The following is a 23,956-nucleotide window of genomic DNA, read 5'->3' as shown; positions in this document are numbered from 1 at the left end:
CGTGAACAACCCTGCGGGTCAATACACCTAGTGGCGCCGGCGAGCACGGCGATCGTGCACAGGGCGAGCAGGGCGCCGAGGCGGTAGCGGCGGCCCTGACGGCGGCGGGGATCCGGCAGAACGTCCAGGACATCGGCCAGGTCCACGACCCGGCCGGCATCGAGAGTGGTGCCCGCAGGAAGCGGTTCGTGTTGATGAGGCGTCAGACACCTCGATCATCACGGACCGCTTCCTTTCCTAGACCACCGCCCCTGGCCTCAGCTGAGCGCGATTCCAGAAGTTCTGCGCGCAACTGGGGTGAACGGTTCGCAGGACATGCAGGCCCTGACCACGCTGCCGAGACGGCCGTCGGGCGCGGGTTCACGAGCAACAGCCTGAGCCGCCTGTGCGGGGCTGTCCGCCGTGGAGGTCTTCGCCGTGGCCGGCGGCGATCCGTGCCCATTGCGCGGTCGGCCGTCCGTCCTTGCGGAACTGCTGGCCGTGGGTCTCGTACGGCTGCGGCCAGCCGGGCGGGGAGTCCTCCCAGGTCTCCTGCCGACCGTAGACGGTCATGTCGAGGATGCCGTAGGACGGCGCCATGGGTTCGACGCCGCGTCCGGAGGTCCAGTACGTCTCGTAGACGCGGTCCCCATCGCGGAGGTAGATCGCTTTCATCCCGAAGTGGCGGCCGGCGAGGAGCCGTTCGCGCGACTCGGCGGGCACGGAGTACCAGGGCATGTCCCAGCCCATGAATCGGCGGTAGCGGTCGGACCCCTCGTAGGGGCCCTGGCAGAAGACGGCGAAGGTGACGTCACGCTGGTGCAGATAGGACAGTTCGCGGGACCTGGCCGGTGAAGAAGGTACAGCCCTCGCACTGGTCGGCGGCGGTGTGGCCGTCGTGCCACATGTGATACGACACGAACAGCTGAGTGCGGCCCTCGAAGACGTCGATCAGGGGGGCGTGCCCCTTACCTTCGACGAGCGGGGCCGACGGGTCCACCTCGGCCATGGGCAGCCGTCGCCGGGCGGCGGCGATCGCATCGCCCTCGCGGGTGTGCGCCTTCTCCCTCACGCGCAGGGTGTCGATCGCGGCCAGCCACTCCCCGCGGGAGACGACCGGCGGCTTGTTCTCAGCAGTCATGGCCGTACTGGCCCGGCAGCTCGCAAGAACTCATCGGTGGAGCCCGAGCCGGGCGCAGACTGACCACGACCCCGGCCGCACGAACACCGTCACGCGTGACGCGCAGAACTTCTGAAATCTCGCTTAGCGCCCACCGAGGACAGTTCAGGGCGTCTCATCACCCGAGAACGCGCGAGTCCTGAGACCACCTCGTCTTGCGGTGGTGGCATCCGTTCACACCGCCGTGACCTGCACACTCACGAGATCATCGCGACTTTACAATCGCCCTGACGAGCGGGCGGTGGCCGTCTGCCATGCAACCGGGGCGTCCCTTCACATTCAGCTGACAGAACAGTTCAGGGAAAACGTATGAAGTTCAATAGAAGTGCCATATAGGATCCATTCTCAACCATTCATTCGTCAATTACTGATGATTGCTTGAACGGGTGACTCGTTTAGCGGTCAACTCCTCAAACTCAGGATCGCTTGATTTTCGGGATGCAGGGCCAACTGGGTGGACGTAGCGTTGTACTGACGCATCCAGGGTCGACGGCAACGGCCATGAGGCTGCTGAAATCCAGCCCCTTCGGAGGTAAGTCGGCCGTGATAGTGATGTGCGGATCGCATACGTCACGCTGCGAACAGAGAATGAGTCGAAACCATGAGTGAATATTCTACGGCGTCCCCAGAAGCGTTGAGTGCCTACATGACGCTGGACGAGCTCACGGACGCCGCAACGATCCCTGCCACAGAGCCGGAGCCCCCCGAAATCGGGCATCTTCTGACTGAGGGCTCGGGTCTGTATGTCCAGTCGGAAAGCAAGCCGGACTGGCCTTCGGGACGCAGGAGATCCCAGGAGTTCCTGGACTGTGGGAGCTCCTCGACAGCCCGGGTGACGAGGAGCTCCTGACGGCGATACCCGGTAAGGAGCAGACCGAGGTAGAACCGACGGGTGCAGAGGCGGCGGTGCCCGCCATCGACGGCACCCAGGGTTACCGGCCGCCATGGGTACCGCATGAGTTCCTGCCGCGACTGGTGCCGTTCCAGACGGCCGAGCATCCCGGCCGCGTCTACATGGAACCCAAGGCTGTGGAGGCGGAAAGGCTCACCTATCCGTGGCGGACGAACGGTCTGGTCATCACAAACGGCAGACCGGCTGGAAGCGGTGTCCTGGTCGGTCCGAACCTGATGCTGACCGCAAGTCACTGCTCCGTGGGGCTCGAGTCCTTGGAGTATGGAATTCGTGCCCGGCTTCCGGCAGGGGCATCGGCCTTTCGGTAGTTCTTTCGTCTCCCAGTATCGGGGATTCCGTGTAGCCGCAGGGGATGTCACCGGATACGATTATGTCGTCTGCCGGCTCTACAATCCCTTGGGGCGCGGGCTCGGCTGGATGGGTTCCGTAGCGTTCGGCGCAGAGAGCGAATATTACCGGCGACGTTACACCTCCACAGGCTATCCTTCCTCCTTCCAGGGGCGACCCGCAGTGGAATTCAACATGGCGATCGTCGACATCGACAACGACGACCCGGGCCTTGAACTGGAATTCTCACGGGACGTTTACCAACTTGGCCCTGGATGGTCCGGAGGACCGCTGTGGCTGCCCAACGAAGGCCCCCTGGTCGCCGGTACCGTGACCGGCCAGGAGAAGGACGTCTTCGACCCCACACGATTCGTCATCTCCGCCGGCTTCGGCATGGTCAACCTGGTCAAGTTCGGTCTCGCGAACTGGCCTGTCTGAAACGCCTCAGGCGGCCGGCCCGCCGTCCGTGAGTCGCGGTGCCTCGCGTCCATCGGCCACCACACCCGCATCGCCTCGTTGTGCGCGTGCGGCGGCCGGTGGCGCCCTGGCCGCATGCCGGCTGCCGGTGAGTCCGGGGGACACCGAGCCGTCGTCCACCATGTGATCCCCCCTTCGCGCCGGGCGCTCTCCGCCTCGACTGTCCTGGCCAGGGCGACGACGCGATTCCGCCGCACCGTGAAAGGAAAGCGCAATGCAGCGTAAGGACCTCATCCACCCCGCATTCCGTGAACTGGCAGACATCCAGGCGAGCGAACAGGAAGCGCTGCTTTCCAAGCCGAACGTGGTCGGGGTCGGCCTCGGCTACAAGTACGTCGGTGGCCAGCGCACCGACCAGCAGGCGCTCGTTGCGCTGGTGGAGACGAAACTGGGCAAGGACCTGCTCGCCCGGGACGACCTCGTCGCACTCAGCGGCGACACGCCCCTCGACGTCATGGAGGTGGGTCCCCTCTTCGCCGGCGTAGGCCCCGCTCTGGCGCCCAACGTCTCCATGCACATGATGGACGGCGTCATGGAGGTCGCACGTGGGCGGCAGGCCACGCAGGAGCCCTTGGACGAGCGCTCCCCGACAGCCGGTGCGCGCGAGTTCCTCGCTCCGGCGCCGGTGGCCCCGGGACTGGCTCCCGGCAGAGCTCAGGCGCTGACACCCCGGGTCCGCCCCGCCTGCGGCGGAGTGAGCATCGGCCACTACAAGATCACCGCAGGGACACTGGGGAGCTGCGTCTACGACGGACAGTCGTTTCCCGGAGTCCCGCCGAAATACTACGTGCTGTCCAACAACCACGTCCTGGCCAACTCCAACAACGCCCGTATCGGCGACCCAGTCCTGCAGCCCGGTCCGTACGACGGCGGCACCCCGGAAAACGACACGATCGCATGGCTGAGCCGGTACGTGCCGATCAAGTACATCCAGGACGGGGCCGCACCGCTGAACTACGTGGACGCAGCCATCGCGGAAGCCGACTTCCGCAATCTGGACCGGCGCCTGTACTGGGTGGGCGACATCAAGCGGATCAACTCGGCACCGCAGATCGACACCGTGGTGCAGAAGTGCGGCCGGACGACCAACTACACCACCGGGCGCGTGCTCAACATCAACGCGACCGTGGACGTCAACTATGGCGAGGGGCGCGTCGCACGGTTCGCCAATCAGATCCTCACCACTCCCATGTCAGCCGGCGGTGACTCGGGGAGCCTGGTCTGCGACCTGGAGGAAGGCGCTGTGGGACTGCTCTTCGCGGGCTCGCCGAACGTCACCATCATGAACCCGATCCCGCTCGTGGAGCAGCTCCTCGGCATCACCATCACCGAGACACGATGACGCGCGACTTCTCTGACGCCCTGGCGAAAGCCACGGCCTGGATGGGCGGTGGGATCGCCGGGGTGGTCGGCGTTGCGCCGGGCACCCAGCCCGATGGTTCGCCGTGCATCGTCGTACTGGTCAACCCGAACGACGACACAGGCCAGCTCCCGAGTGACGTCGATGGCTACCCGGTCCAGGTCTTGGACACCGGCGGTGACGTGAACGCGCAGCGCAGGTGAGCTGGTTCCGTGGCTCGGACGATGTCTCTGCCCGGCTTGCCGGGCAGCCGGCCCCCCGCCCGGATCGCGACCTGGCTGCACAGCCGGCCGACCCCGTTCACATCCCTGGAGGAGGCGGAATCCTTCTTCGGGCACGAGGCCTGGACGAGGACCTTGGAGCAGCGAGCCGACGGCTGGCACTCCACATGGGGCCGCACGACGATCAGCGACACGATCACCGAAGTGGCCACCACCCTACTGGGACGAGGCGTCCCGCATCACCTGCCCCACGCTCCTCGTCCAGGGCCTCCACCAGCGCTTCGCGGCCTTGGGATGGGGATCGCGTGTCCGCCGGGCCATCACGATCCGTTCCAGCTCGGCACGGACCACCGCCAGTGACAACGCTCCACCGGCCACGTCGGCCGGATCGCCCAGAGCTGTGATCTTCCCGTCCGGGCCCATCGCGGTCGGGCCGGGGGTGTCCTCGAGCGCCGGACAGCTCACGGGGGAGGCCAGCAGGAGCGGGGTGTCCGGGTGGCCGTCCCGGATCGTGTCCAAGAAGCCGTGCACCGCAGGGCCGAACGTCCGCAGCCGAAAGGCGGCCAGGCTTACGATGATGATGCCCACCTTGAGACTGATCAGATCTGCGGGCATGTCGCGGATTGTCCGGGCGACGTACGGATCCAGCAGCGCATTGCCCGCCTGACTGAGGTTGACCACCTCCACTCCGCCCAGCGCGGCCGCCACCACCGGCCAGGTGTCGGTCGGGCCATCAGCCTCGATGCCGTGGCCGATGGAACTCCCGTGGTGCACCCAGCGGCGTTTGCCGTCCGGCATCGGCGGCAGCACGTCGCCGTCAGCGCGCAACTCCACCAGTTCCGTGGGAGTCTGCTGCGGCAGCCACAGCTCGACATCCTTCATGCCGGACGGTAACCCGGTGAACCGCATGGTCCCCGGATCGCCCGGAATCAGCCGCTGCTCTGCCCCGGGGCCCGCCATCCGCAGCACGTTTTGCCCACTGGCGCTTGGCGACGTTCGGCCAGGGTGCCGTTCACCAGGAGATCCACCATGCCCGTCGGGCGGGGCTGAGGGTCGATGTCGAATTGCCCTGTCGAGGTGAGCACCTCGAATTCCAGCTCACACGCATCGGTGCGGAACACCAGCCGCACGCCCGAAGGCATCACGGTCACCCCGTACACCGACGGGTCGGGGTACTGCTCCTTGGTCCACGCGGGCAACCGGCGCGGCATCACCCCGGCTTGCGTGATCTCCACGTCCAGCGCACCCCGTAACTCCACCGGCCCGCCCACCAGCGGAACCGCCCGCATCGCCACTGTCACCGGTCCTGCCCAAGACCATCCACTGTCGGATCTCGTGTACGCGCCTGCGAGTTTTTCCACTGACCCTGGCGCAGCAGCATTGACTGCCACTCAGACTTCGCCGACACGACCTTGGTGACCATCGGCCTTGGATGACCATCGAGCAACTGCGCTGACTCAGCCGAGCGATTCCGGCGGTGAGTACGCTGGGCGCGGCTCCGCAGGCGGTGCGGGGGCTGCTGCGCCGCTTGGAGCCGCGGAGCTGGCCGCGGAGGCCGAGCAGGACTTGAGGGCGCGCGGCCGCCTCGCGCTGGACCGGTACGCAACCGTTCCACCGGCCCACTTGGAGATCCTCGGCCAGCACGCCCTGTCCCGGCGGCCCGCCGGCGATGGCAAGGGGCGGGCCACCTGGTGAGCATCGTCTCCTTGGCCGCCCTGACCGTGTCCCCCTCGATGGCCGTCTACGCCGCGGCCAAGAACGCGGTGCGCACCATCCACGAGGGACTGCGCACAGAGTCCCTCGGACGCTTTTTGGGGGGGCCGGGCCCGAGTCCGCGCCGCCTCGGCGGCCGCCCCGACCGTCAGGGCCACCGCGGCGTCGCTCAGGACGCCAGCCGTTCCGGGGAGCGGTGGGTGGAGCCGGCGGGCCCGACAACGCGTTCGGCTCCGCTGATCTCGGCCCACACCGCGTCGAGGGAGAGGTCGAGGACATCGGCGATCGCCGCGATGGTCGGAAAGGCGGGGGTGGCCACGCGGCCTGTCTCGATCTTCCGGAGAGTCTCCGGCGAGATGCGCGCGGCCAGCGCGGTTTCGAGCATCGAACGCTCTCCCCTGGCACGGCGCAGGAGGGCGCCGAGACGCTGTCCGCGTTCGACCTCTTCGGGAGTGAGCGGCAACCTGACCATGGCACGAATTCTATACCGGTACAGTATGACCGGTATAGTTATTGGTTCTGGCGAGAGGGCGTCACATGATCGAGATCCTGAACCCCACCCTGCTGACCCGGGCGAGAGACACCGGCGCCCTGGTCGCCGACATCCTGCAGACGGTGAAGAGCCGCAGCACGATCGGCACGAACCTGTTGGACATCGACCGGTGGGCCAAGGACATGATCGTCGAGGCGGGAGCCACGTCCTGTTACGTCGACTACGCTCCCTCCTTCGGACGCGGCCCATTCGGCCACTACATCTGCACCGCCGTCAACGACGCGGTCCTGCACGGGCGGCCGTACGACTATCCGCTCGCCGACGGCGACCTGCTGACGCTCGACCTTGCCGTCTCCCTGGGCGGAGTGGCCGCCGACGCCGCCATCAGCTTCATCGTGGGTGACACCAGGCCCCCGGAGAGCGTCGCCCTCATCAGTGCGACCGAACGCGCGCTGGCCGCGGGGATCGCTGCCGCCGGGCCCGGAGCGCGGATCGGCGACATCGCCCACGCCATCGGCACGGTTCTCACCACGGCGGGGTACTCGATCAACACCGAGTTCGGCGGTCACGGCATCGGCTCGACGATGCACCAGGACCCGCATGTCCCGAACACCGGACGGCCCGGCCGCGGCTACACACTGCGCCCCGGACTGCTGCTGGCTCTGGAGCCATGGGTGATGGCGGACACCGCCCGACTCGTCACCGACGCCGACGGCTGGACCCTCCGCAGTGCCACCGGCTGCAGGACGGCACACAGCGAGCACACGATCGCCATCACCGACGACGGAGCGGAGATCCTCACCATGCCGAAGCAAGGGCCGGCGTGAGGCCAAGTGTCATCCTGCCGCGCGGAACTGCTGTGAGGTGATCCCCACAACTCCGCAAACACCGTTCACTGGGCTCTGTCGCACATTCGGTGGTGACAGAACGCCACCCTCGACGGGTCTGATCGGGGCTCCCAGTACGGCAGTCAGACCTCGTGGTCTCAGTTTCGCGCGGCCTTGGGCGGCGCGGGCGGGTAGTTCGACGGGTGTCAGTCGTGGTCGGCGATGAAGTCGCGTATCGCGGCAGCGATGGCTTCGGGCTGCTCGTCGGGGATGAAGTGTCCAGCGTCGGGCACGACGATTCGGGTGGTGTTGTCGGCCCATGGGCTGATGGAGGCGGCCATGTCCGGAACGGAGCCGTGGCTGCTGGAGATTCCGAGGACGGGCACGGTCAGGTGCCGCCACTTGAGCGCCTCGCGGTTCTTGCGCGCTGACTCCGCGGCGTCTCGGTAGTACGCGAGGGAAGCGCGCAGGCCGCCGTCGACGGCGATGGCCGCCGCGTAGTGGTCGAGTTCGGCGTCGTCGAACGTGTCGGGAGACAGGGCCTTCACCTTCAGGAACCAGCCGACGTACTCGCGTTCGCGGCCGGCGAGCAGCGTCTCGGGCAGGTCGGGCACCATGTGGAACGCGAAATGCCAGGTCTTCCACGCTCGATCCGGGTCGGTGGGAATCGCTTCCGGGAGAGTGATACCGGGAATTCCGGCGTCGAGCAGAGCGACCCCGCGCAGGTGACTCTCGAAGTTGAGGGCGAGGGAGAAAGCGACCCAGGCGCCGATGTCGTGGGCGACCAGGGAGTAAGTCGACACTCCGAGAGCCTTCACGGCGGTGTGGACGTGCGCGGAGACCGCGTGCGTGTCGTAGCCGCGCTCCGGACGCTCGGAGTGGCCCTGACCCGGCAGGTCGATGGCGATGACGTGGAACCGGTCGGTGAGGCCGGGCATCACCTTCCGCCAGGCCCACCAGGTCTGCGGGAATCCGGCGAGCAGGACGACGGCCGGGCCGCTCGGCCGTCCGCCTTCGACGGCATGAAGGCGGACGCCGTCCGCGTCGACCCAGCGGTGAGTGAATCCGGCCAGATGCTGCAGGGGCAGGTCGCGGATGGGGTTGCTTCCGGAGGCATGCGGAGTGCTGGTTGCTGGGCCGGTCACGGGAATCCTCCGTCGGTGTCAGGTGTGCGGTTCAGGCGGTTAGTCGACGGCGGTGGCCTGGACCACGTGGTGTGTTTCTCGCGCGGTCGCGAAGCGCGCGGTATGCCTGGCCATGGCCACGCTCGAAGCTAACATATCTTGAACTGATAAGTTCAAGATAGAATGGTGCCCAACACGGTCCGAACCATCGACGCATCGGCAAGGAAGTGCCGCGTGGCAGGCAAGAAGCAGTTCGACATGGACACGGCGCTCGACGCCGCGATGATCCAGTTCTGGCGCGACGGCTACGCCGACACCTCATTGGACGATTTGTCTCGGGCAACCGGCCTGAACCGCAGTTCCATCTACTCCTCCCTCGGCGACAAGGACACGCTCTTCCTGCGCTGCCTGGATCTCTACGCCGCGCGCTATGGCGAGAAGTACGACGCCGCCCTGTCGTGTGCGGCCTCGGACCCCGTTGCCGCTGTTCGTGCGTTCTTCGACGTCACCCTCGAGCGCATCGCCGATCCCGAACTACCTGATGGATGCCTGATTGCCCAGTCGGCCATGGCGATTCCAGCGCTGAGTCCGAGCGTCGCAGCGCACGCCAAGCAGGCGCTCGGCTTCCAGCGCCTGCGCCTGCGCGCCGCGCTGAAGGCCGGCCGACTGACCGACCAGGACGCCGAGGCCTTCGCGGTACACGGGGCGGCTGTGAACCAGTCGCTCGCCGTCATGAGCAGGGCCGGGGCGAGCCCGGCGCAGCTCCTGGCTATCGTGGGCGTGACCGTTGACGCGCTGTCGCAGGCGTTGCACAGGTAACGCATCTGATACGCCGTCGGACTCGCAGAGCCCGGTACGCACAGTGGTTTCATGAGTTCGAGGCGTGCGCGGTAGTGGTGCCAACGGGCTCCGGCCTGGTGGCTTCGTCGCCAAGCGGACCAGGCCAGGTGGATCGCGAGGTCCGCGGGCTGTTGTATTCGCCGTGTGATCACGGTGAGAAGGCGCTGGATTTCGGGGACGGTCAGCGCGGTCATGCCGCAGTCGCCCGACGGGCGCGAGCGCGGTGCGCCGCTTCCAGGCCCGGTAGCCGCGCGCCTGGGTGTGGTAGAGGCCGACCGCCTGTGTCGGTGCGCCACTCCTCGAGTGTCGCCTTGAGCTACGGGTAGATCGCGCCTTGAGAATACGATTGCCGGCCACCAGGCGCGCTGGCACGATGGCGGGCGTGATCACTGCTGAGACGCCGGACTGCCTGATCGTGACGGGGATGCCCGGGGCCGGGAAGTCGACGGTGACCAGGCTCGTCGCGGAGCGCCTGCCGCGCTCCGCCCGGTTGGACGGTGACTTCATCAGTAGGCTGGTCGTCAGTGGTCGCGTCTGGGCCCTCGGTGAGCCTGCCGACGAGGCAGCGCGGCAGGTGGAGCTGTGCAACCGCAATCTGTGCATGCTGGCGAACAACTTCTCCGACGCCGGCTTCACGCCCGTGATCGACTGGGTGATCCCCGACCGGAAGCAGTTGGACTTCTTCGTCTCTCTCCTTCCGGCTGGGCACGTCCTGTTCGTCGTCCTGGCACCGGGTATCGAGGCGTGCCGGTACCGCAACTCCCTCCGTGATCCACGAGAGCGGTTCGACTTCGACGGCTATGAAGATCTCGATGCCGCCATGAAACGCGAGCTCGGCGACGCCGGCTGGTGGTTCGACACCGCAGCCCTCACTCCTGAGGAGACCGCCGATGGCATCATCCGGGAAGCTCGCCATCGCGCTCAGGTGAACTGAACGAAATCCCCGACCCGTTCGGGTCCCGGCGGCCTGTCCGTTCATGGGTTGGGAGTGGGCGAGGCGGTGGGAGTCGGTGCCGGTTTCGATGATCGTGCCGTTGTCCCGAATCTCCTCCACGCGCACGGGGCACGCACATCGGGCCAGTCTGCGGACCCATCCGCGCGACCTCCACGAGCGCAGGTCACCACGGGCGTACGGCGTGGCCGGGATGCTGACATCCCCGTCGCGACCCCCTTCGCCCATGTCCTCGCTGGAGACGAGGATGAGGGAGGGGAGGAATGGGCGGCGCGGACGCAGCCGGGAACTGGGCACGCTCACCGGTGTTGCACGTCGGCGAGGGTCTCCGCGCTCGCGCCGCCGTCAGTGCGGCGGCGATGTGAGACGTGGGACGTCGGCGGGGGAGAGGTCGGGTCGGGCACGGTGGAGGCGTGCGGGGTGCCGGGTGGCGCCATCGGCCGGAGACGTCGCGGGCGATGTCGACGCCGACTTCCACCACCGGCTCGGGTTCCACCAGCGTGACGTCCAGAGTCTCCCGGCTGCCCACCCGGCGGAGAACGACCCCGTCCATGGAAGCCACCGTCGTCTCGCGCACCCACTGGTACAGCGCTCGTATTCGGGACCTGCGGTATTCCGTGGCGTCTTCCCGGCGAGAAGATCGTCAATTCCGGAAGGAGCGCTTGGCGCTCTTGCCTAGCGCTTGTCGAGGACGCCGGGGGTGTCGTGCAGGACCACGCTCTGCTGGAGCGGGATGCGCCCCATGCTGATGTCATGCATGGGCGATGTCTGATCGCCGATGCCGAAGGCTATACCGAACAGCAGCTTGAGCTCGTCGGAGACGCCGAGGGTCCTGCGGACTGTGTCGGCGTAGACGCCGAGGACGGCTTGGGGGATGCCACGGTATCCGCGTGCGGTCAGCGAGAGCAGGAAGTTCTGGGCGTACATGCCGATGTCACCGGCTGTCCGCACCCCGTCGCCGAGCACCGGCATGAAGAGGAGGGCGACGTGGGGCGCACCGTAGAACCTCAGGTTCTCGCGGATGACCTCCTTCCTGCCCTCCCGGTCCGAGCGCTCAACGCCACGGGCTCCGTAGACGATGGCGGCGTGCTGATGCGACCGCTCACGGTAGATGCCTTCGCCGTAGCCGGAGGTGAAGTCGGGGGAGGTCCGGTCTTCCTCGTACGCCTTGAGGAGTTCATGGCTCAAGGCGTCCCGCGCCGCGCCGGAGACGATGTGGACGTTCCACGGCTGGGTGTTGCTGTTCGAGGGGGCTGTCTGGGCGTCTTCCAGAACGCCGCGGATGTCCGCGGCGGGCAGCGCAGTGGGCAGGAACTGCCGGGGGGAGTGCCGGGTTCGCGCGAGATCGGTGAAGAACGAGGCGGCGGTGGGCAAAGCAGGTCCCTTTCGAGAGCGTTCAGTTTGTTGTTGTGGCATCGCCGTATACGAACCGCCGGTCGACGCTTCCGCTTTCCATCAGCCGGCTGGTGAGGCGGGTGCCGCGGAACCCGGCCGCGGCACTCCGAGCATGAGGAGGCGTAGGGCGACCTCTCACGCGGGGTGTGCGCCGCGGCTGGCGGCAGGCGTCGTCATCGGTGGGCGGCGCGGTTCATCTCGACGACGTCCTCGAGGGTGGGATTGGCCCCGAGGGCGGCGAAGCGCTCTGACATGCTGTCGCGGACGGCCGTGTCCTTGGGGCGATCGGCCGCGGCCAGGGCCGCCGGCAGCTCGTCGAGGGTCAGCTCGGTGCAGTAGGCGGGGCCCATGGGCTGCTGACGCCAGGAGTCGGCCAGTGCGCCGGCGTCGTAGGGGTCGAATCCGGTGTCGTCCACCAGGCGCATGGCCACGCGCTTGGCTTCATCGGCATCGCCGGCGACCGGGATGGCGATGCGGCCCGGAGTACCCGTTGGGACACCCTTCGTCCGCTGGGTTTCGGCCAGGGCGGCGTTCCATGCCTTGACCACGGGGCGGCCAAGGAGCTCGGAGGTGTAGACGCTCTCCACCGCACCGTCCTCCACTGCCTCGATCCGCCCGTTGAGGTGCGGGTAGTAGTTGGAGGTGTCGATGACCACCGTCTCGGCGGGGACGGAGGCGAACAGGTCGGCCAGCTGCCCCGCCACCCCGAAGGGGATGGCCAGGATGACGGCGTCCCTGCCCCTGACGGCGTCCTCGAGTGCCACGGCGCGGGCGCCGGTCTCCAGCACATCGGGTGCGACGGCCTCGGGGCCGCGGGCGCCCGCCACTTCGACCTCGTGACCGGCTCCACTGAGCTTGCGGGCGAGGTTGCCACCGATCGCTCCAGCTCCGATAACAGAAATTTTCATGATTTGTCCTCTCAGAAGTCGCACCACCCCAAGGATCGTGCGTCGTGATCACTAGGGGATGGAGGCACCGGACATCTCCCGAAATGCCAGAGCGGCGCTGGGAGTTCCGGTGATCGCCGGGCAGGGACTTACGCCTGGGTGTACCGCTCGCGGTAGCCGGTGGCGATGAGCGCGCGAACGCGGTCCAGGGACTCCTCATCGGCGGCGCCGGCACCCTTGAGCCAGGCGACGGAGATGGCCGCGAGGAACAGGTCGTACCCCGTCACCGTCGCGCGCACGTGCCCCGTCCGCTGGGCGGCTCGTACGTACTCCTCGGTAGCGGTGATGACCGTGTCGCAGGGAAGCGTGAGCGGGTTGTCCGGATCCTGCGCCCTGGCCGCTGCCATGAGCGGCTCCGGCAGTCCGCTGAATGCGCTGAAGTACTCCTCCAGCGCACGCAGCCACTGCTCCAGCGCCTCGTCAGCGTCGCCGAGTTGCGCGATCTCCGCCTGGCGCGCCACCAGCTCCTCGGAGCGCGTCTGCAGCACGGCCGCCAGCAGCGCTTCCCGGGTGGGGAAGTGCCGGTACAAGGTGCCAGGTCCGACGCCCGCCTCCTTGGCCACCGCCTCCAGGGACGTACCGACCCCGTACTTCAGGAAGTGACACTGCGCCGCTCCCAGGAGGGCGGCACGGTTGCGCTGGACGTCCGCACGGGGCTTGCGCCCCTTCTGCTCACTGGCACTCATGCGCTCTCTCGGCCCTTGCGACATCATCAAAACGGAGGCTGTCTCCGTACTGTGCCCACAGTAAAGCGGAGGCACCCTCCGGGTCAAACGGTGCCCCTGCCTTCATCCTCATCGCCAGACCGGCGGCTCGGCCGACGATTGCCGAGACCATGGCTGCGGCACACGGACTACGCCGCCTTTCGCCGCCTCTGCGAGAAGTTCGGCCTCACGTTCGACAAGATCATTGAGGTGGTGAAAGGACACACCAAGCGGGCGATCGTCGACCTCATCGCAAGGAGCTGACGACGGTGGGGAGCCAGCTCCGGTGGGGCAACCTAAATGATCATGCAGGTGGTGGTGGCGTGGGCGATGAGTTTGCCCTGTTCGTCGAGGACCTTCCCTTCGGCGGTGGCGGTGCGGCGGCCCGCGTGGATGACGGTGCCGGTAGCGGTGAGGGTCTGGCCGTCGGTACGGGCGGCGCGGATGTAGTTGACCTTGAGTTCGAGGGTGGTGTAGCCGGTGCCGGCGGGGAGGGTGGTGTGGACGGCGCAGCCCATGGCGGAGTCGAGGAGGGTGGCGGCGATGCCGCCGTGGACGGTGCCGAGGGGGTTGGCGAAGTCGGGGCGGGTGTCGAGGGAGATGACGATGCGACCGTGGTCGACCTCGTCGAAGCGCATGCCGAGCAGGCGGCCGATGGAGGGGATGTCGGTGGGGCGTTCAGACTGCACCCAGCGCATCAGTTCCAGGCCGGTCATGGCGGCGAAGTCGGTGGTCGGCACGGTCGTTCTCCTTGCGTGGTTCTGGTGGTGTCACCGCCGCGAGAGGCGGTGTGTTCGTCAGGTGGGGAGAGGCTAAGGACTGGAATCGGAATGAGGTTTCTGGGGGTCGGGCATGACGGTGTGTCAGTTAGCGTTGATGTGGCGCGGAGGGTGGTTGCGACCGAGACTCGTGGGAGGTTGACGATGGTCTGTGGGAGCGTATCGAGTCGCTGTTGCCGGGGATTGAGCGGCGCTTCCGGTACCCGGGACGTCGTCGGCTCGATGACCGGCGGGTTCTATGCGGCATCCTGTTCGTGCTCTACACCGGTATCCCTCGGCGTTACCTCCCTCAGGACTCGGCTTCGGCTCCGGGATGACCTGCTGGAGGGGGGTGTCGGAGTGGAACGAGGCCGGAGCCCGTCCCCGGGGAACCGGGGCAAGGCCGGCAGCAAGCACCACGTGATCGTCGAGGCTCACGGCATCCCGCTGGCCACCGCGCTGACCGGCGGCAACCGCAACGACGTGACCGAGCTGATCCCACTGATCCGAGCGGTCCCGCCGATCCGAGGCAAATGTGGCCAACCGCTGCGCCGCCCGAAGCACCTCTGCGTCGACTGCGGCTACGACCACGAGTGCTACCGCGACCAGGTCCGACGGTTCGACATCACCCCGCACATCGCCCGACGCGGCACCGAACACCGGCTCCGGACTCGGCGTACACCGCCGGGTCGGGGAGATCCGCGACGACATCCACCAGGCCTTCATCACACTCGGTTGTGCCGTCATCTGCTGGCGACGACTGAGGACCCCGCTCTGATTACAGGCCAAAGTAAGGTGAATTCCCTCGCGAACTCGCGCCAAGCGCAAGGAGGCGGAATGCTCGCTAGCTCGTCGGCGCTGGCGGCCGGAAGACGTCATTCGGTCGGACGGCGCTGGGATGGAACCGTTCTCGCCGTGGGCAATACGGCAGCTGCTGAATGTCGTGTCGAGCGATGGGAAGACGTCGTCGCGGTGGCAGTTGGCAACGTCCATACCGCGACGAACACGGGCAGGTCTCATACGGTGGGACTCCGGTCGGACGGCACGGTGCTGGCAACGGGTTGGAATGCCGATGGGCAATGTGATGTCGCCGGATGGCGAGGCGTCACGGCCGTGGCCGCAGGCTGGCGCCGCACGCTCGGGCTACTCGCGAATGGCCGTGTGCTAGCGGTTGGCCGGCGTTCAGAAGGACAGTGCGACGTGCAGTCCTGGCGCGAGATGGTCGTCCTGTCGTGTGGTGACTGGCACTCGGTCGGTGTCCGGTCGGACGGTTCTGCACTGGCCGCGGGGAACAACCGACGACGGCAGTGCGCCGTTGAAGGGTGGCGTTACCTGGCGGCCATTTCGGCCGGGTATCTCCATACCGTCGGCCTCAGAGCCGACGGGCGGGCAGTAGCGACCGGAGACCGGGCAACTGGGGCGTGCGAGGTCGATGAGTGGGAAGACGTGGTGGCGCTCGACGCGGGCAGCTACCACACGGTCGGGGTCACGGCGTCCGGGCGGGTCCTCGCAGCGGGAGACAACAGCCACGGACAGTGCGAAGTCGGCGATTGGCGCGACGTTGTCGCCGTGGCGGCCGGTTCGACACACACCCTTGGCCTGCGTGCCAACGGCACAGTCGTGACCGCAGGGAACAATGCCGACGGACAGTGCGAAGTCGATGCCTGGTCCGGAGTCCAGCTTCCATAGACCTCCGGGCCCCGCCGACCCGAACTGACATGCCGTCATCTTCGGGCCCCGAAGACCTCATTCTGATTCCGGTCCTAAGCGCCGGCCGGGCGACGCGGTCCGCGACCCATCGCCCACAGCACCGGCCCGTTCTCCGGCAGCCGCAGCTCCGCACACACGGTGAAGCCGAAGTGCTCGTAGAAAGGCAGGTTGGACGGCTTGGAGGACTCCAGGTAGGCGGGCAGACCCGCCGCGTCGGCCTTGGCCAGTCCCGAGCGCAGCAGGGCCGCCCCGTGTCCCTGACCCCGGGCGGCCGGGTCGGCGCCGATCACCGCCAGGGACCAGTGCGGTTCCCGGGGAGTGTGCCTGGCGGCCGTCTCGACGGTGTCCCTGAACAGTGGAGCCCGGTCGCCGAGGATGTTCTGGAGTTCCTGAATGGTCTCCGCGTCGGGAACTGCCTTGGCCTGCGCCTCCGGCGGTACCCAGAAGGCGGCCGCCGCCTCGGTGCGCTCACACACGCCGTGGTGGACGTACTGCCGGGTGAAGATCGTGGTGAAGTAGCGCCCCAGCCCCGCCTCACGCGAGGCGTCGTCGGGGAAGAGCCAGCGCATCATCGGGTCGTCGTCGAAGGCGCGGGCCAGAGTCCGACCGATCAGCGGAGCGTCGTCGATCGTTGCGGTCTTGGGGGTCTTCGTCATCGGCATGGGGATCATTCTTCAGCCCGATGATCTTCGGTGAACGAGCGGGGGGATCTAGGCCGTCTTTCTTCCATCAGGCGGTTCGTTCTTCTGGCCATGCTCAGTGGGGGGATCTGGCTGACGCCGGGTGGGCTGTGCTGGAGTCGCTGCTGGCGGTGAGCAATAACGGATGCGGCCGTTGGCATGATCACCGGCAGGTGGTCAACGGGATCATTCGCCGCCTCGGCACCAGGGTTCAGTGGCGTGAACTGCCCGATCGTTTCGGCCCGTGGAAGTCGGTCCACCCGGGCCATTTGCTGTGGTCGGCCGACGGCACCTGGGAGATGTTCCTCCAGCACGTCCAGGCCGGTGCCGACGCCGACGGCGGCCTCGAGTGGAATGTGAACGTCGACTCCACTTCTGTGCGGGCGCACCAGCACGCCGCCGGTGCTCTGCAGAAGCCGCTGCCGACCCCACGCCGCTCCTCACAAGGGGCACCAAGATCAGTTCATCTGTACGCGGACATCACGCTGTAGCCCTGGTTGGAGGTGGCGGTGCGCCAGGCGAGGCCCTTGGCCGTTCCCGCGGCGGGCTGACCACCGAGATCCATGTCGTCGCGTAGGGCCGCTGCCGCCCGCTGACTGTGCTCATCACGCAGGGCCAGCGGGCGGACTGTACCCAGTTGGAGCCGGTGATGGGCAAGATCCGCGTTTCCTGGACGGGGCTCGGGCGTCCCGGCTGTACTCCGGGCAGCGTGGGCGCTGACAAGTCGTACAGCAACCGCAAGATCCGCACCTACCTCCGTAAACGCGGCATCCGCCTTCCGGAGAAGAAGGACCTCGAGGCCGCCCACCTGCGCCGGGGTGCACGCGGCGGGCGGCCTTTGGGCTTCGACAAGGACCGGTATCCGGTATGAGGATCGCGACACGGTGGAGAGCCATCGGCAAGCTCAAGCAGTTCGGAGCCATCGCTACCTGGTATGACAAGCGAGGGCACGTCTACCTCGGCACTGTCACCGCCGCCGCTCTCCTCATCTGGCTTCGATCATGATTCGGCAGGCAGGAGCGCGGCGATTTCACCCAGAACCCGGGCCGCCGGTGCCGGGTCGACCAGCCACTTCAGGTGGCTGCTGGTGAGCGTACGGACGTCGTAGGGGTTCTCCGGCGTCAGTGCGTCGCCCTCGCGGATCATCCGGTCCTGCATGGCGAGCGGCACGCTGGTGTCCTCGGTCAGCCGGATGTACGTCTTGGGGATCCGCCCCCAACTGTCGGGTTGCGCCCGGTCATCGGGTGTGCCGGCGTCGAGGTTCTCGTCGGGTTGCAAGGTGTTGAGGAAGACCATGAACTCGTCGTCCGTCCCGTCGGCGAGGAAGGCCGCCTTGAAGGCCGCGAGGACGTCGGGGTCGGCGGTGCGGAAGTTGGAGCGCAGCAGCCCGAGCTCGGCAGGGTTCCCGATCATCGCCGAGGCCAGCGCTGTGGCGTCGACGGTGGCCATCTCGGGCTCGGCGTAGTAGGCGCTGACGTCGAGGTCGACGGGGCACCAGGCGGAGACATAGACGATCCGGTCGATCAGGTCGGGCCGCTGGTTGGCTGCGACGGTGGCTGTCATGCCGCCTCGGCTGTGGGAGACGAGGATGACGGGCCCGTTCCGCTTGGCTCTCTCCAGTAACCCGATGAGGTGCGTGGCGTTGTCGGCGAGCGTGACGCCCTTGATGGCCCCGGGCGTGGTGGCGAGCCCTTCGAGGTCCTGCGGTGCCTGATAGGCCCGCGGGTACGTCGCGGCGAACCCGTGCCCCGGAAGGTCGACGGCGACGGAGCGATGTCCGAGGAGGCCGAGTTCGGCCTGGAGTGGTGCGAACGAGAAAGAGTTCGCGAAAGCTCCGTGAACGAGTACGAACGTCGGTTGCATGTGTCTGCACTCCCTTGTTGGTCCTCTGCGGCGTCGGCGGAACGTGTCCCTCTTCCCAACGCCGCAAACCCACTTCGCGACCGAGGAACGAGGACGTCATCCTGCGGCACACCATCCAGCCGCAGGGACGTCTTCATGCATGGCAAGCGTCAGTGTCAAGCGCGGAGTCGCGAGGGCCGCGTGCGAACGGCTGACCGCTATCCGATCATTCACACTACTCAGTGGAGATCATCTGCACGACCCGGACGGGCCTTTCCACCCGTCCATTTCGCCACCCACCCCCGCACGGCCTCGACTTCGACTTCGGGGGCTGGCGCCGCCGAAGGGGGCCGACCTGTCGGCGGCGCTCGGCGAGCTGCCGGTCAGGCAGCGCAAGTGTGGGCTGGACAGGTCGATCGCGGACGGATGGACAAGCACGACGACGCTCCTGGTCACGCGAGTGATCTCAGTTGTGAACTCGCCGACCAGGAGTTTCACGCCTTTATGCGACCAGGGTGCGGCTCCCTCACCGCGGCCGCCTCCAGGATGGTCCGCCGGGTGCGGATCGCGCGTTCCTGTCGCACCATCGGGTCCTCCTGGTGTTGCGTGGTGCTCGGCGCTGTCGCTGTTCGGCTGGTACTACAGGGGTAGATCGGGCTAGATCCGCATCATCCGGAGTCGCATACGTCGACGGAAGTGGTGGCGCCGGGCCTCGACTTGGTGTCGGCGGAACGTCGACCAGTGCAGGGCGTTGCGGAACTCGTGGACGGGGCGGCCGATGAGGTTGAACAGGCGGCGGGTCTCCGCCAGGCTCATCAGTTGCAGCTGGCGGCGTTGCCGGGCGGCCGTGTCGGGTTTTTCACCCGGTTTCGGGATGCCGGCCTGCCGACACCGCTTGCGATCGGCGGTCCAGGAGTGCTCGGGCAGGTACAACTCCCGGTCTGGAAACATCCGGTGGCCGTCCGGGGTGGCGTAGGCGAGGAAGGTGCCGATCTGGCAGTTGTCGATCCTCCCGAGCGTGCCGGCGTATTAGCCACCGACTGGCTCACCACCACGGCTGCCATGTGCCTGTTCGGTGTCAGTGGGCGGGGTGTCAGTGACCGCAGGTCAGGCCGGGGGGTTTTCGCTGGTCGGATGTTGAGTAAGGACTCCTGACAAAAGTGGTGGGCTTGACCTGGTCAGAGGACGGTGTCGTGCACGAGGCCGCCGGGTAGCGGGACGCGGTCAGCCGCGTAATCACACGCGATAAACCCGGCGACGTCGGCGAACATCCCCGGGATACTGGTCGCCCATGGATGAGGTCAAAGTCGTCGTCGCCCATTCCGAGCGCGCGACTCTGCGCGTCGGCGACGTGTTCCTGAAGGTGGACGCCGATCAGGCACGCATCGACGTCGAGGTCGAGGCGATGTCCCTCGCGCCGGTCCCGACCCCGGAGGTCCTATGGCGGAAGCCGCCCGTGCTCGCGATCGCCGCACTCCCGGGGACGGTGCTCGGCCGTCTCGGTGAGCCGTCGACCGGGTCGTCAGCAGCGTGGGCTGCGGCGGGCGCCGCCATCCGGAAGCTGCACGAAGCGCCGTTGCCCCCCTGGGCCGGCCGGCGCCGCCGGAGCCCCGACGAGTTGGTGGCGGAACTCGACGGCGAGTGCGAGTTGCTCGTGACGAACGGCGTCCTGCCGGCCGACCTGGTCACCCGCAACCGCCAGGTCGCCGAGGCCGCGCTCCGGCCGTGGACTCCGGCGTTCACGCACGGCGACCTGCAGATCGGGCACGTCTTCGTCGACGGCGACGAGGTCACGGGCATCATCGACTGGTCCGAGGCGGGCCGGGGTGATGCCCTGTTCGACCTCGCTACCTTGACGCTCGGACACGAGGAGCACCTCTACGACGTCATCGCCGGTTATGGCACCGATGTCGACCTCGACGTGATCCACGCGTGGTGGTCGTTGCGAAGCCTGCTGGGGGTTCGCTGGCTGGTCGAGCATGACTTCGACCCCTTCGCGCCGGGATGTGAGGTCGACGTGCTGAAATCGCGGATGTGAGGCTGTTGGGGCCGGCGCGGCGGCACGGTGGTCGGTGTCGGTCTCCGTGAGCGGATGGGCGTCAGGGTGGGGGAGCCGGGCGCGTGGGGTGAGGTCACGGCAGGGCTGAGGGTATCCAGGCCGGTGCTGGTGGCGCGGCTGCCGGAGCTGGATGCGGCGGGGGCTTGACGACGGCGCACGTGCGTGCGGGCGCGGCGGCAACCGTCTGGCGTCGCCGCTCACAGCACTCAAGCGAGGGTGCCGGCGGCGTCCCCTCGCTTGCCGAGGTCTGCTGCGGCCTCTGCGGCGGTGTCACAGACGTGCAGCACTTGATCGGCTTCCGTGATCTCCAGAATGTTCCGCAACGGTACCGGCACGAACGCCAGCGCGAGCTCGGCACCACTCGCGCGGGCCTGCCGGCCAGCAGGCGACGCCCTCGGCGCTGTGCAGGGGCCGACAGCCCGCCCCGTCGCTCCTCGGCCGACGTTCGAACATGACAGACGCCGATCAGCCCAAGCAGCGGTCCGATGAGCCTGACCGCTGGATTGCTCGTAGATTGGTAGACGACGGGCAGTCGCGCTCGCCGAGCTGAAGAGAGCGCGCTATGGCAGCGGATATCAATTTCTCGGCCTTCTTCGATGCCACTCCGAGCCCGTATCTGGTGCTGGACACGGACCTGGTGATTCGCTACGTGAACCGGGCCTACCTGCAGGCCACCCGGCGGACCGGGCATGAGCTGATCGGGAAGTACTTCTTCGACGCCCTGCCAGAGAATCCCACCACTACCGGCGACGCAGAACAACTCAAGGCATCGCTCATGCGGGCCCGGGACACCGGACAGCCGGACACCCTGGTCTTGCAGCGGTACGACATTTCCGCCCCTGACCAGCCGAGCGGGTTCGAGGAACGGTGGTGGTCCGACATCCACACCCCGCTCCCCGGCCCCGACGGCACAGTGGCATGGATCGTCCAGCGGTCCGAGGACGTCACCGCCTTCATCCACTCCCGCCGGGCGCGCGAACTCACTGAGGAGTTCACCGAACGGGAGAAGGGCATGGCAGCCGAGCTCTACGCCCGGGCCCGGGAGCTGCACCGGCTGAATCAGGAACTGCGCCAGGCCCACGCCCGAGAACGCCAGGTCGCCATCGCCCTGCAGGAGGCCATGCTGCAGGACCGCGACCTCACCCAGCACCGCGACAACATCGCCGTGCGCTACCTGCCCGCGACGAAATCACTGAACGTGTGCGGCGACTGGTACGACGTCGTCGACCTGGCACCCGACCGCTACTCGGCGGCGGTCGGGGACGTCGTGGGCCACGGCATTGAGGCCGCAGCCGTCATGGGCATGCTCCGCAGTGCCCTGAGCGCAGCCATCCGGGCCGTCCCCAGTCCCGCCCAGGCCCTGGAAGTCCTCGGCCTGTACGCCCGCTCCGTCGATGGCGCGACGGCGGCGACCGCGGTCAAGGTACTCATCGACACCCGCAGCAGACTGATCATCTACAGCAACGCCGGGCACCCGCCGCCCGTCCTGCTCCACCCCGACGGGACCTGCGAGCTGCTGGACCAGGCCACCGATCCACCGCTCGGTGCCCGCCCCTACCACGTCCCCCGCCCCCAGGCCGGCCTGCCCTACACACCGGGGGACACGCTCGTGCTCTACACAGACGGACTCATCGAACGCCGCGACGAGGACATCGACACCAGCCTGGCCCGCCTGACCGCAGCCCTCGCCCAGGACAGCGCCCTCGCTCCCGAGCAACTCGCGGACGCCCTGCTGGCTCGCCTCAGCGTGGCCAGCGGAGCGCTCGACGACATCGCCCTGGTCGTCATGCGCCTGTGAACGCTGCGAGCCTCAGCAGCTCCGATGGGGAGCCGAGACCTTCGCTCACCCGGACGCAGTAGCGCGACGTCAGGTACGCAACTCCAATTCGCATTACGCCCCGTTGTGCGAACGTACCGGGACGGAGCGCGCTCGACTCCTCAGCGCGAATCATCGCCCGGGCCATCATTTTCGGCTACGCGCGGGAGTTGTTCACTCAGTACGTCGACAAGCGGGGGCAGAAGGTACTGGACGCTGTGCGTGGCCCCACGAGCCCACCACTCGACGCTGACTCGCCCGCCGCTGCCCAGGCAGCTACTCAGCCGCATCCTCATCTCGTTACTCCACAGCGCGGCCGATGAGTTTGTGGCTCCCGGCCAGTCCAAGTTCGCGAGACCCTAGGAAAGGACACCGCCATGTCGGAGCTTCTCGTCGACTTCATCACCACCCTCGACGGCTACGCCTCGGGAGAGGGATGGCCCGGGTTCTGGGGCCTCGAGGGCCCGGAGTACCTCGCGTGGCTCGGCGAGCAGCCCGAGGTCACCTACCTGATGGGAGCGAACACCTACCGCCTGATGTCGGGCTTCGCCGCAGGCGAGGTCCCGAAGGGCCAAGACGAGTTCAGGCCCGAAGAAGAGGCGTCCGTCGACGAGCTCACGCAAGCGTCAAAGGTGGTGTTCTCCTCCTCACTCGAGGAGCCATTGACGTGGGCCAACTCCACGCTCGTCCGCGACGACGCCGTCGAGGCGGTCCGCGCCATGAAGTCGAGTGGCTCGGGGCTCCTCAGCACGATCGGCAGCCTCAGCCTGTGCCGGTCCCTGCTACGTGCCGGACTCGTCGACCGCTTCCGGGTCGTGATGTTTCCAGTGATCACCGGGGCGACAGGCGAAGAACGCATCTACGACGGCTATCCGGACGTTGCCCTCGAGATGATCGAGCACCGCACCTTCGACGGCCGCATCCAGCTGGTCGAGTACAAGCCCCGCGTGCTCGAGCACCCGCCGCTCGGCGTCCCTGGGTGACGTCGCCTCGTCCGCCGGTCTGGACGGCCGCCAGGCCGGCGCCGGCGGGCGCGGAGCAAGACCTGATAGGGGGCGAACGGCCAACGTCAGGACGCCCGGTCCATCGTCGCGGTGCGGCGAGAGTTGACGCCGCAGCAGAACAGGCACGGAGCCAGTGATCATGTTGGGAGGAGATCGCCCAGTGGGGCCGGCGCGCCGCCGTCGGCCTGCTGGCACGGATGGGAGCAGCCGACCGCCCCGGGCGCTTCTTGACAGCTGCTTATGGGAGATGCGCGATGGGGAGCCCAGGCCTCGGGGCCCCCTCCGTGGACACTCCCTATCGCTGACCAGGCATGTCGCATGCTTGCCTCGTCGAGGAGTTCGGACGCCTGGCCTCCCGCTCCGCGCGGCGCTGTTCCTCCTACCGGGCGGCGTGGCGGCGGCGGGCGATGTAGGCGTCCCGGCAGGGGCTGCCGATCGCGTCCAGCAGCGGCTCGCAGTGGTCGCGGCCGAAGCGCCGGAACGCCGGTCCGGCCGGGTCGTGTTCGCGCAGCAGGTCCAGCGTGATCGCCACGATCGGGATGCAGCGGTCGTAGGAGTGGTATCCGCCCTCGGGGTACGCGCTGCTGGGCCCGTGTGGGAGTCACCTGCCAGCTGTTTGCGTGATCGATTTCGGC

General features: G+C 67.6%; 23 protein-coding genes and 4 pseudogenes. 13 read left to right on the top strand and 14 right to left on the bottom strand.

What is annotated here, in order from left to right; genetic code table 11:
• Positions 1 to 360: 360 nt before the first annotated feature.
• On the bottom strand, positions 361 to 804 hold the full coding sequence (locus GTY47_RS41650) for a DUF899 family protein (RefSeq protein WP_267880855.1): 444 nt from the start codon (positions 802 to 804) through the stop codon (positions 361 to 363).
• Positions 791 to 1,120: a DUF899 family protein gene (locus GTY47_RS41645; RefSeq protein WP_267880853.1), complete on the bottom strand. Its 330-nt coding sequence runs from the start codon at positions 1,118 to 1,120 to the stop codon at positions 791 to 793. Before GTY47_RS41645 ends, GTY47_RS41650 begins: the two co-directional genes overlap by 14 nt.
• Positions 1,121 to 2,333: 1,213 nt before the next feature.
• Between GTY47_RS41645 and GTY47_RS20410 the strand changes: the two genes are divergently transcribed.
• The 3 genes from GTY47_RS20410 (at position 2,334) to GTY47_RS20400 (ending at position 4,439) form a co-directional block, all read left to right on the top strand.
• The gene (locus GTY47_RS20410) at positions 2,334 to 2,837 is read left to right on the top strand and encodes a hypothetical protein (protein WP_158688481.1); all 504 of its coding nucleotides are present in this window, start codon (positions 2,334 to 2,336) and stop codon (positions 2,835 to 2,837) included.
• A 253-nt stretch (positions 2,838 to 3,090) separates the two neighbouring features.
• The gene (locus GTY47_RS20405) at positions 3,091 to 4,218 is read left to right on the top strand and encodes a hypothetical protein (RefSeq protein WP_010048430.1); all 1,128 of its coding nucleotides are present in this window, start codon (positions 3,091 to 3,093) and stop codon (positions 4,216 to 4,218) included.
• Entirely contained in the window at positions 4,215 to 4,439 is a 225-nt protein-coding gene (locus tag GTY47_RS20400; protein ID WP_029181766.1) for a hypothetical protein, read from the top strand. The genes GTY47_RS20405 and GTY47_RS20400 overlap by 4 nt, the downstream gene beginning before the upstream one ends.
• 234 nt (positions 4,440 to 4,673) lie before the next feature.
• Here GTY47_RS20400 and GTY47_RS41075 read toward each other — a convergent pair whose 3' ends face one another.
• On the bottom strand, positions 4,674 to 5,339 hold the full coding sequence (locus GTY47_RS41075) for an SGNH/GDSL hydrolase family protein (RefSeq protein ID WP_231911051.1): 666 nt from the start codon (positions 5,337 to 5,339) through the stop codon (positions 4,674 to 4,676).
• 47 nt (positions 5,340 to 5,386) lie between these two features.
• A complete protein-coding gene (locus GTY47_RS41070; protein WP_231911049.1) occupies positions 5,387 to 5,692 on the bottom strand; it encodes a hypothetical protein in 306 nt (101 codons plus the stop codon).
• A gap of 239 nt (positions 5,693 to 5,931) precedes the next feature.
• Between GTY47_RS41070 and GTY47_RS41065 the strand changes: the two are divergent.
• Positions 5,932 to 6,152: pseudogene (locus tag GTY47_RS41065) on the top strand (polyprenyl synthetase); the annotation flags it as partial.
• A 187-nt stretch (positions 6,153 to 6,339) separates the two neighbouring features.
• Here GTY47_RS41065 and GTY47_RS20385 read toward each other — a convergent pair.
• Positions 6,340 to 6,642, bottom strand: a complete 303-nt coding sequence (locus tag GTY47_RS20385) for a helix-turn-helix transcriptional regulator (protein WP_010048429.1) — start codon at positions 6,640 to 6,642, stop codon at positions 6,340 to 6,342.
• Positions 6,643 to 6,707: 65 nt separating this feature from the next.
• Between GTY47_RS20385 and map the strand changes: the two genes are divergently transcribed.
• Entirely contained in the window at positions 6,708 to 7,490 is a 783-nt protein-coding gene (gene map, locus GTY47_RS20380) for a type I methionyl aminopeptidase (protein WP_010048427.1), read from the top strand.
• A gap of 206 nt (positions 7,491 to 7,696) precedes the next feature.
• On the opposite strand, the gene GTY47_RS20375 is transcribed toward map, so the two are convergent.
• On the bottom strand, positions 7,697 to 8,635 hold the full coding sequence (locus tag GTY47_RS20375; protein WP_010048426.1) for an alpha/beta hydrolase: 939 nt from the start codon (positions 8,633 to 8,635) through the stop codon (positions 7,697 to 7,699).
• A gap of 213 nt (positions 8,636 to 8,848) precedes the next feature.
• Here GTY47_RS20375 and GTY47_RS20370 point away from each other — a divergent pair, with 213 nt between their 5' ends.
• Together GTY47_RS20370 and GTY47_RS20365 are read left to right on the top strand one after the other, a co-directional pair.
• On the top strand, positions 8,849 to 9,433 hold the full coding sequence (locus GTY47_RS20370; RefSeq protein ID WP_010048425.1) for a TetR/AcrR family transcriptional regulator: 585 nt from the start codon (positions 8,849 to 8,851) through the stop codon (positions 9,431 to 9,433).
• A gap of 394 nt (positions 9,434 to 9,827) precedes the next feature.
• On the top strand, positions 9,828 to 10,388 hold the full coding sequence (locus GTY47_RS20365; protein WP_040904397.1) for an AAA family ATPase: 561 nt from the start codon (positions 9,828 to 9,830) through the stop codon (positions 10,386 to 10,388).
• Between the two features lie 693 nt (positions 10,389 to 11,081).
• On the opposite strand, the gene GTY47_RS20355 is transcribed toward GTY47_RS20365, so the two are convergent.
• From GTY47_RS20355 to GTY47_RS20340, 4 genes are all read right to left on the bottom strand, one after another.
• Complete coding sequence (locus GTY47_RS20355) at positions 11,082 to 11,780, bottom strand: nitroreductase (RefSeq protein WP_010048423.1); 699 nt, start codon at positions 11,778 to 11,780, stop codon at positions 11,082 to 11,084.
• A gap of 194 nt (positions 11,781 to 11,974) precedes the next feature.
• Positions 11,975 to 12,709: an NAD(P)-binding domain-containing protein gene (locus GTY47_RS20350; RefSeq protein ID WP_029181764.1), complete on the bottom strand. Its 735-nt coding sequence runs from the start codon at positions 12,707 to 12,709 to the stop codon at positions 11,975 to 11,977.
• 128 nt (positions 12,710 to 12,837) lie between these two features.
• Positions 12,838 to 13,434, bottom strand: coding sequence for a TetR/AcrR family transcriptional regulator (locus GTY47_RS20345; RefSeq protein ID WP_010048420.1), 597 nt, complete (start codon positions 13,432 to 13,434; stop codon positions 12,838 to 12,840).
• Positions 13,435 to 13,748: 314 nt separating this feature from the next.
• Complete coding sequence (locus GTY47_RS20340) at positions 13,749 to 14,192, bottom strand: PaaI family thioesterase (RefSeq protein WP_010048419.1); 444 nt, start codon at positions 14,190 to 14,192, stop codon at positions 13,749 to 13,751.
• A gap of 188 nt (positions 14,193 to 14,380) precedes the next feature.
• On the opposite strand from GTY47_RS20340, the pseudogene GTY47_RS20335 reads away from it, so the two are divergent.
• A pseudogene (locus tag GTY47_RS20335) lies at positions 14,381 to 14,988 on the top strand (transposase).
• A gap of 59 nt (positions 14,989 to 15,047) precedes the next feature.
• On the top strand, positions 15,048 to 15,899 hold the full coding sequence (locus tag GTY47_RS20330) for a chromosome condensation regulator (protein WP_078602997.1): 852 nt from the start codon (positions 15,048 to 15,050) through the stop codon (positions 15,897 to 15,899).
• Positions 15,900 to 15,973: 74 nt separating this feature from the next.
• On the opposite strand, the gene GTY47_RS20325 is transcribed toward GTY47_RS20330, so the two are convergent.
• On the bottom strand, positions 15,974 to 16,582 hold the full coding sequence (locus tag GTY47_RS20325; protein WP_010048415.1) for a GNAT family N-acetyltransferase: 609 nt from the start codon (positions 16,580 to 16,582) through the stop codon (positions 15,974 to 15,976).
• Between the two features lie 107 nt (positions 16,583 to 16,689).
• Here GTY47_RS20325 and GTY47_RS20320 point away from each other — a divergent pair.
• Positions 16,690 to 17,605, top strand: a pseudogene (locus tag GTY47_RS20320) (IS5 family transposase).
• On the opposite strand, the gene GTY47_RS20315 reads toward GTY47_RS20320, so the two are convergent.
• Both GTY47_RS20315 and GTY47_RS41060 read right to left on the bottom strand, forming a co-directional pair.
• The gene (locus tag GTY47_RS20315; protein WP_010048405.1) at positions 17,600 to 18,463 is read right to left on the bottom strand and encodes an alpha/beta hydrolase; all 864 of its coding nucleotides are present in this window, start codon (positions 18,461 to 18,463) and stop codon (positions 17,600 to 17,602) included. The pseudogene GTY47_RS20320 and the gene GTY47_RS20315 sit on opposite strands and share 6 nt — an antisense overlap.
• A gap of 810 nt (positions 18,464 to 19,273) precedes the next feature.
• Positions 19,274 to 19,471, bottom strand: a pseudogene (locus GTY47_RS41060) (transposase); the annotation flags it as partial.
• A gap of 262 nt (positions 19,472 to 19,733) precedes the next feature.
• Between GTY47_RS41060 and GTY47_RS20305 the strand changes: the two are divergent.
• The 3 genes from GTY47_RS20305 to GTY47_RS20295 all read left to right on the top strand — a co-directional run bounded on the left by GTY47_RS20305 (position 19,734) and on the right by GTY47_RS20295 (position 23,300).
• Complete coding sequence (locus GTY47_RS20305; RefSeq protein WP_010048401.1) at positions 19,734 to 20,480, top strand: phosphotransferase; 747 nt, start codon at positions 19,734 to 19,736, stop codon at positions 20,478 to 20,480.
• A gap of 583 nt (positions 20,481 to 21,063) precedes the next feature.
• Positions 21,064 to 22,299 (top strand): SpoIIE family protein phosphatase, encoded by a 1,236-nt coding sequence (locus GTY47_RS20300; protein ID WP_010048399.1) that lies wholly within the window; start codon positions 21,064 to 21,066, stop codon positions 22,297 to 22,299.
• Between the two features lie 395 nt (positions 22,300 to 22,694).
• Positions 22,695 to 23,300, top strand: a complete 606-nt coding sequence (locus GTY47_RS20295) for a dihydrofolate reductase family protein (RefSeq protein ID WP_010048397.1) — start codon at positions 22,695 to 22,697, stop codon at positions 23,298 to 23,300.
• Positions 23,301 to 23,700: 400 nt separating this feature from the next.
• Here the strand turns inward: GTY47_RS20295 and GTY47_RS20290 are convergent, their stop codons facing one another.
• A complete protein-coding gene (locus GTY47_RS20290) occupies positions 23,701 to 23,853 on the bottom strand; it encodes a hypothetical protein (protein WP_010048394.1) in 153 nt (50 codons plus the stop codon).
• Between the last annotated feature and the right edge of the window lie 103 nt (positions 23,854 to 23,956).

Source organism: Streptomyces sp. SID5464, assembly GCF_009862985.1.
Taxonomy (GTDB): Bacteria; Actinomycetota; Actinomycetes; order Streptomycetales; family Streptomycetaceae; genus Streptomyces; species Streptomyces chartreusis_D.
The sequence above is the reverse complement of the archived record's forward strand: the minus strand, read 5'-3'. Positions and strand labels throughout refer to the sequence as shown.